The 13406-nt window shown below is 59.8% G+C and carries 10 protein-coding genes; 3 read left to right on the top strand and 7 right to left on the bottom strand.

All coding sequences use genetic code 11. The features are described 5' to 3' along the window. Nucleotides 1–66 precede the first annotated feature (66 nt). The 5 genes from PSH96_RS05610 to PSH96_RS05590 form a co-directional block, all read right to left on the bottom strand. Nucleotides 67–1326 carry a hypothetical protein gene (locus PSH96_RS05610; protein WP_305458049.1) on the bottom strand — a complete coding sequence of 420 codons (1260 nt, stop codon included), beginning with the start codon at nt 1324–1326 and terminating at the stop codon, nt 67–69. A gap of 85 nt (nt 1327–1411) precedes the next feature. Further along, nucleotides 1412–1903, bottom strand: a complete 492-nt coding sequence (locus PSH96_RS05605; RefSeq protein ID WP_305458047.1) for a CS1 type fimbrial major subunit — start codon at nt 1901–1903, stop codon at nt 1412–1414. Next, nucleotides 1900–2640 carry a molecular chaperone gene (locus tag PSH96_RS05600; protein ID WP_305458045.1) on the bottom strand — a complete coding sequence of 247 codons (741 nt, stop codon included), beginning with the start codon at nt 2638–2640 and terminating at the stop codon, nt 1900–1902. The genes PSH96_RS05605 and PSH96_RS05600 overlap by 4 nt, the downstream gene beginning before the upstream one ends. Before the next feature lie 62 nt (nt 2641–2702). Beyond that, nucleotides 2703–5222: a TcfC E-set like domain-containing protein gene (locus tag PSH96_RS05595; RefSeq protein WP_305458044.1), complete on the bottom strand. Its 2520-nt coding sequence runs from the start codon at nt 5220–5222 to the stop codon at nt 2703–2705. Nucleotides 5223–5316: 94 nt separating this feature from the next. Further along, entirely contained in the window at nt 5317–5805 is a 489-nt protein-coding gene (locus PSH96_RS05590; protein WP_305458042.1) for a CS1 type fimbrial major subunit, read from the bottom strand. Between the two features lie 615 nt (nt 5806–6420). Between PSH96_RS05590 and PSH96_RS05585 the strand changes: the two genes are divergently transcribed. Continuing rightward, nucleotides 6421–7188 (top strand): siderophore-interacting protein, encoded by a 768-nt coding sequence (locus tag PSH96_RS05585; RefSeq protein WP_305458040.1) that lies wholly within the window; start codon nt 6421–6423, stop codon nt 7186–7188. Between the two features lie 135 nt (nt 7189–7323). On the opposite strand, the gene PSH96_RS05580 is transcribed toward PSH96_RS05585, so the two are convergent. After that, complete coding sequence (locus PSH96_RS05580) at nt 7324–7950, bottom strand: Pr6Pr family membrane protein (protein ID WP_305458038.1); 627 nt, start codon at nt 7948–7950, stop codon at nt 7324–7326. 4 nt (nt 7951–7954) lie between these two features. Beyond that, nucleotides 7955–8188 carry a VF530 family protein gene (locus tag PSH96_RS05575; protein ID WP_305458036.1) on the bottom strand — a complete coding sequence of 78 codons (234 nt, stop codon included), beginning with the start codon at nt 8186–8188 and terminating at the stop codon, nt 7955–7957. Nucleotides 8189–8391: 203 nt separating this feature from the next. Between PSH96_RS05575 and PSH96_RS05570 the strand changes: the two genes are divergently transcribed. Further along, on the top strand, nt 8392–10410 hold the full coding sequence (locus PSH96_RS05570) for a TonB-dependent receptor (RefSeq protein WP_305458034.1): 2019 nt from the start codon (nt 8392–8394) through the stop codon (nt 10408–10410). A 469-nt stretch (nt 10411–10879) separates the two neighbouring features. Beyond that, complete coding sequence (locus PSH96_RS05565; RefSeq protein ID WP_305458032.1) at nt 10880–13297, top strand: glucose/quinate/shikimate family membrane-bound PQQ-dependent dehydrogenase; 2418 nt, start codon at nt 10880–10882, stop codon at nt 13295–13297. The last annotated feature ends 109 nt before the right edge of the window (nt 13298–13406 follow it).

Here is a 13406-nt window from a genome sequence, read left to right as displayed (position 1 = left end):
TTGAACGGTGGCGAGGACGCTTGCTCCCTCGCCCCAGGTTACTGGTTGCCCTTCCCTATCTCGTTCCTACAACTCCGAATCCCAGACCACCGTCACATTGCCGCGATAATTGGCCTCGACATCCGGGGTCAGCATTTTCTCGACCTCGTCACGTGTCACCTCAAAGTGCAGGGTGCCAGGGCCACGGTTCACGTAGAAACTTGGCTGGAATCCGTTGGTTCCCGAGCCATCCAGGCGCAAAGGCCGCCGCTTGACGGCTTGCCCACTGCTATCGGTAAGGCCATGGGGCAGGCTCACGGCCACCTCCAGTGGCACGCGCTGGCCGGTACGGGTTTCGACCAGGTCGCAGCCCGTTCCATTGCTGTACTCACAGCTCATCTGCATGCCGAAGGGCGATGAAACGGAGAGGTTGAACGTCTGGTCACGGAACAACCGGGTGGGTTTGCGCCCCTGGTTCAGCCAGCCTTGCCAGCCGCCCTGGGGAACCAGCTCCACGTTATTGCCGCCAGGGGGGATTTCCACCTTGAGTTCATGCTGTACGTCCAGGGTGAACTCCAGGGTCAGCTCGCGATCCCCGGTGGGAACCACCACATCACCGAAGTCAAAATCAGCGCCGGCGCCGCCGACCGTGTAGGTAATAGTGCCCACGTATTGCCCGGAGGTCATGGTCAAGGGGTTGGGCGTGACCAGTTCGTAGGCATACTCCATGGTCCGGTATCTGAACCAAGGGATCGTCTGCGACGGTTGGCGCGCACAGGTTCCCGCATTTTCGGGCACGATCCAGAAAAACGTAGCGGCGGCGATACCTGCCTTCAAATGCCCCGTGGACGTACAAGGCGGTGCGCTGTACCACGCGGACTGCCAGCCAGCGCCTCCTTGCGCCCAAGCGCTCACTCCCGGCGGTCTTGCCATAAACCAGTTACCGCCGAAACCGGCGATACGTATCCGAACGGTTTCAATAACCCCAGTGCGCGTATGACGAACCTGAACGTCTCTGAATTCGGAGGGCGTTTTGAAAAAAGCCCCGGCCCTCGGGTCTTCATGGTTCGCTTCGATGGGCCCGTTGGATTCCGCCATGAAGCTGACAAAGCGCAGGCTGAATATATTTCGCGCCTTGCATTGCGTCGGAATGTGCACCTCGCAAATGGAGCTTTGCGGGGTGGTATTGACGAATTTGTTTTGCAAGGGTTGCTCTGGGTTGGGCTTGAACAACGCCGTGATTTGCTGGGTTTCGGCGCTTGCCGGAGCCGCGAACAGCCCCCACAGAGCGCTCGCCAGGCCTGTGGCCAGCATCGAACGCTTGACGGTCTTCAGGTTCATTTTCATCACTCACTCATCGGGTCGGAGGCACCCAGGCCTTGATGCATCTCGTTTGAAAACACAAACGGCTGAATCGCAGTTCCGTCCATGCTCATGGGCTGAGCGCATCAAACATGATCTGCACGCTGCCGAAATAATCCCCCGGCACGAAACCGTCCTCGGGCTGTACAGCGGCAATCACCAGCGGCACGCGCTTGCCGGCCCTGGCCTCGTCTTCCGGGACCACCAAGGTAGCGTCAAGGTCCAGGGGGTGGCCGTTGAAGGTCACGTTCAGGGCAATCGAATTGGGGCCATTGGACAATACGGGCACATAAGACAGGCGCGCCTGAATGCCACCACGAGCATTCTTCACATCGAAGTGCTCGCGCAACGCGCTCAACTGTCCGGTGACGGTGTTGTAAGACATAACCTGCTCGCGCTCCACGAAACCCGGATTGACCGCCAGCACGTAAAAGTCGTTGGTGGGCACCTTGACCGATACATGGAACACAGCTTCCTCACGGGCGGCGATGGCCGAGAAACTGAGCAGTGCCAGCCCACCGCACAGCAGTAGCGCAGGTAACCGCAGTGCCACCTGGTTCATCCTTGCACCACATGGTCTTTCTGGTTTTGGCCTTCGACGAGTTTGAAGCGGTATTCACGACCGGCTTGCTTGTCGAAGGAGAACGCACGCCCCGGCAAGACATGATTCTTGGTGGTGGGTTGGCAGTCGTCGGTCTTGCCGGCCACGCAGTTTTTGAATTCATCGACCTCGATCACGCTATTGCCGTTATTACGCACGGTATATTTGGCGCCGACGTTCTCAAGCCGAGTGTCGAAGCGGGTGTCCTGGGGCCGCACGAAAAATACCGTGCCGTAACCGGCCAACACGCTGACCCCGGCCTGCAAGGTGTTCTGGTAGGCTTCACGCTCCTCCTCGGAAACGGCGAACGCATCTTCCTTCTCAGGCACCACGGGGATATAACGCACGCGGAAGTAGCGCTCTTTGCTCCGCTCGCCCATGTATACCAAGCGTGTACCCTGCATGCCGTTGGCCGGCACGATCAGCCGGGCGGGGCTGGCCATCAAGCCGTCACGGGCCGTGCTGTCGAGCTGGGATTGCAGCGGCACTTCCTTGCTCTTGCCCTGCTCGTCATAAAGGATCTCGAGGATCTCGACCTTTACAAAGGCGGTGCTGGTGCCGCCGTTGAAAATGCGTTTGAGATAAGTACTTTTGTCGCCGTCCAGGTAGTCATACACCACCCCGACATTGATGTTGGGGCCGGCCTGGGCCCCTTGGGCCAACAAACAAAAACCCATGACTGCCAATAATCGTTTCATTGCGGTGAACCTCATCGAATAACAGGCGCAGGGGCGTGAACCACCTGCTGATTTCAACGCCATCAGCCAGCGGCTTGCGGCACGACCAAAGCGTCAGCCAGAGTGTCTTGGGTACAGCGCAGGTCGCCGATCATCAGTACATCGTTCTCACTGCGGGCCTTGCTCGGGTCGAGGCGGAACTGGCACAGCAACTCGGTGCCACGGCGCACTTCCAGCGTCGGGGAACCGGCGTTCATTTCCATGGAGAAGAAGCCGTCTACCTCGCTGACCCCACGGCTGGCGTGGTTGATGATGTGATGGCCCTTGAGCGGCTGGCCTTGGGTGTCGATCAAGCGGCCCAGCACCGTCACGGTTTTCATCACGCTGATCTTGCGGTACTCCACGCCGCCCTTGTTCAGGTGGTAGGCGGTGCGCGCCGGCTGGATGGTGGCCGCGGGTGGGTGGTTACCTTCGAAATCGAAGGCGACCGAACTGCTCTTGTAGGCGGTAATGGGTACGAAGTTGCGACCTGGCCGCAACGCCATGCTGGAGCCGCTCATGTCATCGGCGCGCAGGGCGATGTCTTCCACGTCGGTCTCCACGTCAATGATCATTCCCGAGCCGCTGCCGTGGTACTGGCTGGTCATCACCATTTTCTGCGCACCCACGGCAAGGGTGTTGTTGAGGTTGAGGCCGCCGGTCAAGTCGCCGTTATAGGACGAGCGCTGGGCAAAGGCATCGCCCGACAGGGTGTCGGTGGCAAAGCTGGTCATGCTCGACAGGCCCACGCCGTAGACATCGGTCAGGGCGGTGACCGAGACACTCTGCAGGGTGTGGTCCTTGAGGTCCTTGCGGTAAGTCAGCGAAGCGTTGTTATCACGCTGGCCTTCGCGCGCGGTACGCGAACCGATGCTGCCGGACCAGCTTTCCCCCGGGCCACCAAGGGCCAGGTTGAGGGTCAGGTCGACGCCACGGTTGCGCTTGTCGCTGACGTTGCTGGTGGAGGGTCGGTCGAACACCGACAGCCGCCAGTTGGCATCGCTGCCAAACAGCGTGTCTTGACGGGTCCAGCCCAGGTCCAGGCCAACACCTTCGACATTGCCCTGGCTGTGGGATACGCGAGCATTCACCGAATTTCGGTTGGCCAGACGGTGGTTGATCGACAGCGACGAGGTGCTGGTCTGGCCGACAAAGGTGTTGCGTTGGCGAAGCCGCGTACCGTCGGGCAGGGTTTCGTAGGTGTTACGGGTATCGAGCCAGCTACGGTTGTGGCTCGCGATCACGGTGCCCATGCCGTAGCTGTACAGCCCTTGCACGTCCATGCCGGTGCCGTAGTCGCGGGTCTGGTAGACGTTGGCGTAGACACTTGCGCCCTGGGCAATGCTCCAGTCGATGGAGCTGCCCAGTTGCAGACGGTCCTGCACCTGGCGCCCCGACACACCGAGCACCACGCGCGGGTGCAGCAGGTAGTTGACCGAAGCGCCGGCGGTCATGTCGCCCTTGTCGCGCTGCTCCCAGTTATTGAGCAGCGTGCTTTCGCGCCCGGCAAACAGGTTGTAACGCCAGCGCTCGTCATGGTTGCGCCAGTTGTTGGGCTTGTACACCAGCTCCTGGGTGGTGGAGGTGACCTGGCCGTCTTCGATCAGGCGCACTTCCACTTCATAGATACCGCCCGGCAAAGGGCGCGTGTCGAGGGTCTGCAAGCCGGCCGGCACTGGTTGGGTGTTGATCAATAAGCCATTGCGATAGATCTCTACCGAGCCCTGGCGATTGGAGGTGACGTAGATCGGGTAGACGCTGGGCTTGGGGTTGTTCATCGCCAGGCTATCGGAGCTGCCGACCATCACCCCGACGGCGATGTCCGGTGCCGCGCCGAACGAACGGACTTGGCGGTTCAGCCCTTCGGAGTTGGGGGTGAAATACCCCAGGCGCAAAAACTGGCCCTCGAACTCACGTTGGGCGTAGGCCGAATAAAGTGCGTGGTAAAGCTGGGTGTCCGGCCCACCGAGGCGCGCCAGTTGAAAATTCAGGGTCTGGCTCCAGTTGCCCAGGCTGCTGCTGGCTTCGATGCCGTAACGCCCGCCCAGGTCTTGGTTCTGCCCGCCATTAAGGTTCAGTTGGTTGTTGATGATCAGCCCGGTGCTGCCGCCGTCGGGCTGGGTGTAAAACTGCTGTGGGGCAGCATCACGCTCGGCATTTTCGGTGAGGATGGAGACCAGCGAGTTTTCCAGGTTGTAATGCACCGCCAGCAACTGCTCAGGGCAGTTCTGAACGCATTGGCCCAAGGGAATGCCGGGCTTGAGGTAGTTCTCCCAAGCATCACGCTCGGTGCCCGTGATCGTGCTGTCGCTGTGGTCGGTGAACTCAAGCAGGGTGATCCGGTCATCACGGGTCAACACAATCATCGCTTCGCCCACGAACTGTTGATCACGCTCGACCCGTACCGCCAAAGGCACATCGAAAAAATGCTCTTCGAAATCGCTCGGTAAACCTTTGGCCTGAGACAGCAAACTGCGCGGGGTGTAATTGTTATCAGGCGCGGCCATAACGACCGAACAGGTGGCCAGCGCTATCGCTGCCACGAGGGGTCTTAAAGGGAACATGAACTCAATACTCTGTTGGCGAACTGCAGATCAGTTGAAAGCCGACCGTAGGTAACGGCCGGCGTTAAGGCATGACCTTATTGAAAACTAGCGATCAACGCGTACGCGGCTTGTTATCGAAGATCACGGTGGTCACCGCGGTGTAGCGGCCGGATTGTGTGGCGCCCGGTTTGGCGGCCTTGATTGTCATGGTTTTTTGCAGGCCTGGGTTGGACTCGGCGTCCGCGGCCACTTCCTTAGGCGTGGCATCCAACGTTACACCGCCCAAGGCGATAGTCAGTGCAATGGCGTCGGTACCGTTGGTCAGTGAAGCCGGACCGTCCTGCAAGTAACCGTCAATCGAGCCACCGGTGTTTTTCAGACTGAAGACCGTCGACAGCGGACTCAATTCCCCGGTCACGGTGTTGTAGGTCATGACCTCGTCGAGACCGAAGTTCGGATCCAGGGGCTGGGCGTGAAATTGCGTGGTCGGAATATCAGCACGGATGTTGATGACGGTGCTGGCATCGTTGGCAGCCATGACCGCCGAAGAACCCAACACCGCAACAGCCAGAGGGAGTGAAACGGCGAATTTTTTGAACATGATCATTACCTGTTTTTTAGTATTTGAGTTGAATCACTGCAAGTTGGCGTCAAGGGCAAACGTGCAAGGTTAAGCGTCGACTTCCAGTTAACTACTGCAACGCCCCACTATGATCCAGCAACTAAAAAAACAGGTATGCCAGCCATATCCCTATACAACGTAGCTAATGGCACATTAACTCGAGGGAAAAAGATGGCACTTTGCCAAAACTTTAAAAACAGCCGTAAGATGATTCTTACAGCCCATTGCGCGCTAACAATATCAATACAAATACTACGATAGTGCATACTAAAACAACACTGAAAACTAAACTCCTGCACTCTTATTGAGCAATCACTCTAACCGAATAATTACTCTAATAATATGCTTATCGACCCATATACAAACGTGCTCCGTGAGGTCGAAAGCCTGTTCGACGAACAGGCCCAGCTTCCTCCGGGTGGACCAGTAATGACGCCGGACGCGAAAAAAACCCTACACATTCGCCCCCACCGTTCGTATCTTCTTAGGCGAACGGACGGTTACCCCTGAGCATGGAAGTGAACAAGCGTCCGCCAACATTCATGAGGCGCTGCCCAACGGCACCGCTCAAACCATTGCCGACGGGAAAGTCCAATGAACACTCAAGCCATCCATCGCGTTACCCACGAAATCAAGCGCCGCCGCCTGCAGGTATTGCGGGTAGTGGATATCACCCCACGCATGCGTCGCATCACCTTGGGCGGGCCGGAACTGGCCGGTTTTATCAGCCTGGGGAGTGACGACCACATCAAGCTGCTGTTCCCACAGAACGCCGCCGAACAGGCCGCGCTGGAAAGCCCGTCCTTCAACATTAAGGGCGACGGCCCGCAACCGGCCATGCGCGACTACACGCCACGGCGCTTCGACCTGAGCATCGGCGAGCTGGATATCGACTTCGTGCTGCACGGCGATGGCCCTGCCTCCACCTGGGCCGATCAGGTACAAGTCGGCCAGCACCTGTATATCGGTGGGCCGCGTGGCTCGATGATCGTGCCGGATATCTTCGACAGCTACTTGCTGATCGGTGATGAAACCGCGATTCCGGCCATCGCCCGTCGCCTGGAAGAATTGCCGGCCGGGCGCAAGGTGTTGGCGGTGATTGAAATCGCCAACAACGCGGAGCAGCAGCCACTCAACAGCGCCGCCGATGTGGAGGTGATTTGGGTAGTGCGCGGCCAGGACGACCTGCTTGAGACAGTGCGCAACCTGAGCCTGCCGGGCGGCTCACTGTTCAGCTTTGTCGCGACGGAAACCAAGCTGTCGCGCCAGGTGCGCCGTGTGTTGCTGGACACGCACAAGATCAATGAGGAGTTCCTCAAGGCCGTGGGTTACTGGCGTGCCGAGGGCACCGAAGAAGAATAAAAACTGATGCGATTCAACTGTGGGAGCTGGCTTGTCGGGTCGCCGCATCGCTGCGATGGCATCAACTCGGTGTACCTGATGTACCGAGGTGCCTGAATCGCAGCGATGCGGCGACCCGACAAGCCAGCTCCCACTTTAATTTGCAGGTGTCTTCAAGACTCTGTCCAACCCCACTACCGCTAACGCAATCAGCACAAACCCCGCCAAAATCCCCCCGGCATTCACAAACACCTGTGGATAACCGAGGCTGTCCACATCGATGAACGGGTACTGATACTGCCCCAGCAGATGCCCGCGCAGCAGCACATAGCCGAAGTACACCAGCGGGTAAATCACCCAACCGCCAATGTGCTTGAAGCGCAACGTGCCCTTGGGCACACACCGCCACCAATAGATCACGAACAGCACCGGCATCACGTCGTGCAGCAATTCGTCGGCGATAAATTGAAAGCCGGTGGGGCTCCATAAATGCCGGAGCAACAGGTTGTAGGCCAGGCTCACCACGACAATGCTCGTAGCAATAGCGCTGCTGACGGTAGGCGCCAGGAAGAACCGCTTTGCCGCTGACTCTCGATTGACCAGCGCATAGCTCAACACCACGACCACCAGGGTGTTGGTCAGCACCGTGAAGAAACTGAAAAAGTTGATCAGCCCGCCCAACAGGCTCGCGCCGGCCTCCCAGCGTGAATAGAAAATCAGGTATTGCTGAATCGCCAGCCCTGTCCAGCCAGCCAACGCCGCCGTGGCCACGTACCGCTTCATGGCCTCAATCCAGCGGACGTTTGGTACGCATCAGCTTGACGTACAAGCCTTCGACTTTCTCCCGCGCCCACGGTGTTTTGCGCAGGAAGGTCAGGCTCGACTTGATGCTGGGGTCGCTCTTGAAACAGCGCACATCAATGCGTTCGGCCAGACCGCTCCATTCGTAGTGCTCCACCAAAGTGGTGAGCACGTGCTGCAGGGTCACGCCGTGAAGTGGGTCGTTGTTTGTCGCGGTCATGCCAGGCCTTTTGCAAAAAGAGGAAACACAGCCGCGCACCTTAGCGGACGGGACGTAGAGGTGGAAGCACTGCATTGAATATAGCCCTTGGGAAAAAGTTCCCCTTTTCAGGCAAAAAAGAGATGTTATATTGTAACGATACTTATCAAGCCCGATACCGTTTTAAGCCTTCTCTTTTCTGTGCCTTTACCAAGGAATGTTTGATGCCCCTCTCTTCTCTGTGGCGCTTGACCCCACTCGCCGCCGCCCTGCTGATCGGCTCCGAAGCCCACGCCCTGGAACTGCAACCCCAAGTCATTACCGGCAACCCCTTGGGCAGCGAACAACTCGCCTCGCCCACCACGGTGCTCGAAGGCGATGACCTGACCCTGCAGCAAAAAGGCAGCCTCGGCGAAACCCTGAACAAGCAGCCAGGCGTGTCGTCGTCGTACTTCGGCCCAGGTGCCAGCCGCCCGATCATTCGTGGCCAGGATGGCGACCGTATTCGCGTTCTGCGCAACGGCGTGGGCGCGCTGGATGCCTCGTCGCTGTCCTATGATCACGCCGTGCCGCTGGACCCGATCAACGTCGACCGCATCGAAATCGTGCGTGGCCCGGCTGCACTGTTGTACGGCGGCAGCGCCATCGGCGGCGTAGTCAACACCTTCGACAACCGCATTCCCACCGAGGCGATTGAAGGCATCCACGGTGCCGGTGAACTGCGTTACGGCGGTGCCGACACCACCCGCAGCAGCGCAGGCAAACTGGAAGCCGGCAACGGCACCTTCGCCTTGCACCTGGACGCAAATGCGCGGGAATTCAACGACCTTAAAATCCCAGGCCAGGCCCGCAGTCGCCATGCCCCCGAGACCGAAGACGGCCCCGGCAAAAATGGCCGACTGGGCAACAGCGACGGGCGCCAGGATGGCGGCGCGGTCGGCGGTTCCTACACCTGGGACGACGGTTATGCCGGGCTGTCCTACAGCAACTACGACAGCAACTACGGCTCACCCGCCGAGCAAGACGTGCGCATCCGCATGAAGCAGGATCACTACGCCTTTGCGTCCGAGATCCGCAACCTGCAAGGCCCGTTCACCTCGGTGAAACTCGACGCGGGCTACACCGATTACGAACACCGTGAAATCGAAGGCGGCGAAACCGGCACAATCTTCAAGAACAAGGGTTACGAAGCTCGCATTGAAGCGCGCCACCAGCCGATCGGCCCGTTTGATGGCGTGGTCGGCGCCCAAGTGACGCGCAATGAGTTCTCGGCCTTGGGCGAAGAAGCCTTTGTGCCGCAGACCGATACCAACGCCGGCGCGCTGTTTATTCTCGAAGAGATGCAGGCCACCGAGCGCCTCAAGCTCAGCCTGGGCGGGCGCGTGGAACACACCCATGTCGACCCGAACGCCAAGGGCAATGCGCGCTTTGCCGGTGCCGATAAATCCAATGACTTTACCGCTGGCAGCCTGTCGTCCGGCGCGGTGTACAGCCTCACACCGGTGTGGTCGCTGGCCGCGACACTGGGCTACACCGAGCGCGCACCCACCTTCTACGAGCTGTATGCCAACGGCGCACACGTCGCCACCGGCACTTACGAGTTGGGTGATGCCAACCTGAAAAAAGAGAAAGCCGTGTCCAGCGACCTGGCACTGCGCTTTGACAACGGCACGCACAAGGGCAGCTTTGGCGTGTTCTACAGTCGCTTCTCCAACTACATCGGTTTGCTGGGCACAGGGCGCACGCTGAACGATGAAGGTGAAGAAGACGCGGGCGGTAACCCTGAGTACAAATACTCCGGCGTGCGTGCGCGTTTCGCAGGCTTTGAAGCCCAGGATCACTGGAAACTCGGCGAAAGCGCCTACGGCAAGTTCGCCCTGGAGCTGTCGGGCGATTACACCCGCGCCACCAACCTGGACACCGGCGAAGCCTTGCCACGTATTGCGCCTCTGCGCCTGAACAGCGGTTTGCTGTGGGAGCTGGACCGCTGGCAGGCGCGGATCGACGTGGAACACGCCGCAGGCCAAGGGCGTGTGCCGGACAACGAAAGCGGCACCGACGGTTACACCACCTTGGGCGCCAGCGCCGGTTACCACTTCAATATGGGTGGCAGCCAGTGGCTGGCGTTCGTCAATGGCGAAAACCTCACCAACCAGACCGTACGTTATGCCAGCTCGATCCTGCGCGATATCGCCCCGGCGCCTGGGCGCAGCGTGCAGTTCGGCGTGCGCACTACCTTCTAGAAAGCAGCGCAACTCCTCTGTGTGAGCCGGCTTCTATGGGAGTTGGCTTGCCTGCGATGGCATCAACTCTGTGTACCTGATGTACCGAGGTGTCTGCATCGCAGGCAAGCCAGCTCCCACAGACCCTAGCCTCTACAGGCATTCTTGCAGCGACGTTCTGTCACTGTTACCAGATCGGAAATGATGCATCTCTCTAATTACGCTTTCTCAAAACGAGAAGGCGCTTTATCCTTGCCGCAACAAACTGAAACGTTTCACGCCTGCGGTCGATCCCATCTTGCCAAATGTTCCCTGCCCTGAAGACAGCGCTGTCTTAAACCGACCCGCGCGTGGGATTCCATCGCCCGCCTGTGGATAACTGACTTATCCCCAGAAAAACCCAAATTAACGCTGAACCTAGCCCGCGCCGAATCGTCATCTACAGTGAAGCACGGGGTTACATAATTCCAACGTCACGGAGAAACACACTATGAGCACTGATGGTGCTTCAAGCCCAAGCCGCCTGCTGCCCAGGCTGCTAGGCGTCTTGCTGCTGATCATGGGGCTGGCCTTGCTGGCCGGCGGCGTCAAGCTGAGCATGCTCGGCGGGTCGCTGTACTACCTGCTGGCCGGTATCGGCATCGCCCTCACCGGCGTGTTGCTGCTGGCTAACCGCCGCGCAGCGCTGGGCCTGTACGCGCTGGTGCTGTTCGCCAGTACCGTGTGGGCACTGTGGGAAGTCGGCCTGGATTGGTGGCAATTGGTGCCACGCCTGGCCCTGCTGTTCGCCTTGGGCATCGTCTTGCTGCTGCCGTGGTTTCGCCGTCCGTTGCTGCGTGGCCAACCCGCGCCGCTGGGCACTGGCGCGCTGAGCGTAGCCGTGGTGCTGGCCGGTGCTGCCGCCCTGGCCAGCCAATTCACCAACCCCGGTGAGATGGTCAAGACCGGCCAACTGGACCGCGACGCCGCGCCTGGCATGGCCAGCGCTGCACCAGCCCAGGCCGATGGCGACTGGAATTCCTATGGCCGCTCGGCCTTCGGTGATCGTTACTCGCCGCTGGCGCAGATCACCCCGGAAAACGCCCACAAGCTGGTGCCGGCGTGGACCTTCCGTACCGGTGACATCCCAGGCCCAGGCGATCCCGGTGAAACCACCGCGGAAAACACCCCGCTGAAAGTCAACGGCATGCTCTACGTGTGCACGCCGCACAGCCAGGTGATTGCCCTGGACCCGGACACCGGCAAGGAAATCTGGCGTTTCGACCCGAAGATCAGCAGCCAGGGTGCCGCGAACTTCAAGGGTTGGGCGCACATGACCTGCCGTGGCGTGTCGTATCACGATGACGCCGTCTACGCTTCCGAACAAAGCCCTACCGGCACCGCCAGCACTGCACCTGTCAGCGCCGTCTGCCCGAAACGCATTTTCGTACCGACTGCCGACACCCGTCTGATCGCGCTGGACGCCGACACCGGCAAGATGTGCGAAGACTTCGGTGACAAAGGCCAGGTCGACCTGCGTGCCAACATCGGCAGCTTCGCCCCCGGCGGTTACTACTCCACTTCGCCACCGGCCGTGACCAAGAACCTGGTCGTGATCGGCGGTCACGTGACCGACAACGTCTCCACCGACGAGCCTAGCGGCGTGATCCGTGCGTTCGACGTGCACACCGGCAAGCTGGTGTGGAACTGGGACAGCGGCAACCCGGACGACACCACCCCGTTGGCCGAGGGCAAGACTTACACCCGCAACTCGCCGAACATGTGGTCCATGTTCAGTGTCGACGAAAAACTCGGCATGCTCTACCTGCCGATGGGCAACCAGATGCCTGACCAATACGGCGGCGACCGTACCGAAGATTCGGAAAAATACAGCGCCGGTCTGACCGCTTTGGACATCGACAGCGGCCACGTGAAGTGGACCTTCCAATTCACTCACCATGACCTGTGGGACATGGACGTGGGTGGCCAGCCTTCGCTGATCGATATCAAGACCGCTGACGGCGTCAAGCCAGCAGTCATGGCCTCGACCAAGCAAGGCAGCATCTACGTGCTGGACCGCAGCAACGGCAAGCCGGTGGTGCCGATCAACGAAATCCCTGTACCGCAAGGCGCAGTGGCCGGTGATCACACCTCGCCGACACAGCCGAAGTCCGACCTCAACTTCATGCCGCCGCCGTTGAAAGAACGCGACATGTGGGGCGTGACCCCGTTTGACCAGATGCTGTGCCGTATCGATTTCAAATCCATGCGCTACGACGGCCCATTCACCCCGCCATCGCTGCAAGGCTCGATCGTTTACCCGGGTAACTTCGGCGTGTTCGACTGGGGCGGCATCTCGGTTGACCCGGTGCGTCAGATTGCTTTCGTGAACCCGAGCTACATGGCGTTCAAATCGAAACTGATCCCGGCGGCCGATATTGCCAAGCAAGGCCCACGCGTCAGCGAAACCGAAGGCGTGCAACCAAACAAAGGCGCGCCGTACGGCGTGATCCTCGAAGCACTGCTGTCGCCTTTGGGCCTGCCGTGCCAGGCGCCCGCGTGGGGCTATGTGGCGGCGGTCGATCTGACCAACCACCAGACCATCTGGATGCACAAGAACGGCACCGTGCGCGACAGCTCGCCGGTTCCGATCCCGCTGACCATGGGCGTGCCTAGCCTGGGCGGTACGTTCACCACCGCCGGTGGCGTCGCGTTCCTCAGCGGCACCCTCGACCAGTACCTGCGTGCCTATGACGTTAAAAACGGCAAGCAACTGTGGGAGGGCCGCCTGCCTGCAGGCGCGCAGACCACACCGATGACCTACACCGGCAAGGACGGCAAGCAGTACGTGCTGGTCATGGCCGGCGGTCACGGCTCGCTGGGCACCAAGCAGGGTGACTATGTGATGGCGTTCAAACTGCCGGATTAAGCTGAATCGGCGGTAAAACAAAGGCGGCTACCTTCACGGGTAGCCGCCTTTTTTGTGCCCTGTGAGGCTCCAATGTGGGAGCTGGCTTGCCTGCGAATGCGGTCTTTGA

The sequence above is a fragment of the Pseudomonas sp. FP2338 genome (genome assembly GCF_030687515.1).
GTDB lineage: Bacteria > Pseudomonadota > Gammaproteobacteria > Pseudomonadales > Pseudomonadaceae > Aquipseudomonas > Aquipseudomonas salomonii.
Note: the sequence above shows the minus strand (reverse complement) of the source record. Positions and strands in the feature narration are given on the sequence as shown.

Coding starts and splice junctions, on each gene's coding strand:
- PSH96_RS05610 (WP_305458049.1), bottom strand. CDS start 1,326: ATGAAAATGAACCTGAAGACCGTCAAGCGTTCGATGCTGGCCACAGGC.
- PSH96_RS05605 (WP_305458047.1), bottom strand. CDS start 1,903: ATGAACCAGGTGGCACTGCGGTTACCTGCGCTACTGCTGTGCGGTGGG.
- PSH96_RS05600 (WP_305458045.1), bottom strand. CDS start 2,640: ATGAAACGATTATTGGCAGTCATGGGTTTTTGTTTGTTGGCCCAAGGG.
- PSH96_RS05595 (WP_305458044.1), bottom strand. CDS start 5,222: ATGTTCCCTTTAAGACCCCTCGTGGCAGCGATAGCGCTGGCCACCTGT.
- PSH96_RS05590 (WP_305458042.1), bottom strand. CDS start 5,805: ATGTTCAAAAAATTCGCCGTTTCACTCCCTCTGGCTGTTGCGGTGTTG.
- PSH96_RS05585 (WP_305458040.1), top strand. CDS start 6,421: ATGAACACTCAAGCCATCCATCGCGTTACCCACGAAATCAAGCGCCGC.
- PSH96_RS05580 (WP_305458038.1), bottom strand. CDS start 7,950: ATGAAGCGGTACGTGGCCACGGCGGCGTTGGCTGGCTGGACAGGGCTG.
- PSH96_RS05575 (WP_305458036.1), bottom strand. CDS start 8,188: ATGACCGCGACAAACAACGACCCACTTCACGGCGTGACCCTGCAGCAC.
- PSH96_RS05570 (WP_305458034.1), top strand. CDS start 8,392: ATGCCCCTCTCTTCTCTGTGGCGCTTGACCCCACTCGCCGCCGCCCTG.
- PSH96_RS05565 (WP_305458032.1), top strand. CDS start 10,880: ATGAGCACTGATGGTGCTTCAAGCCCAAGCCGCCTGCTGCCCAGGCTG.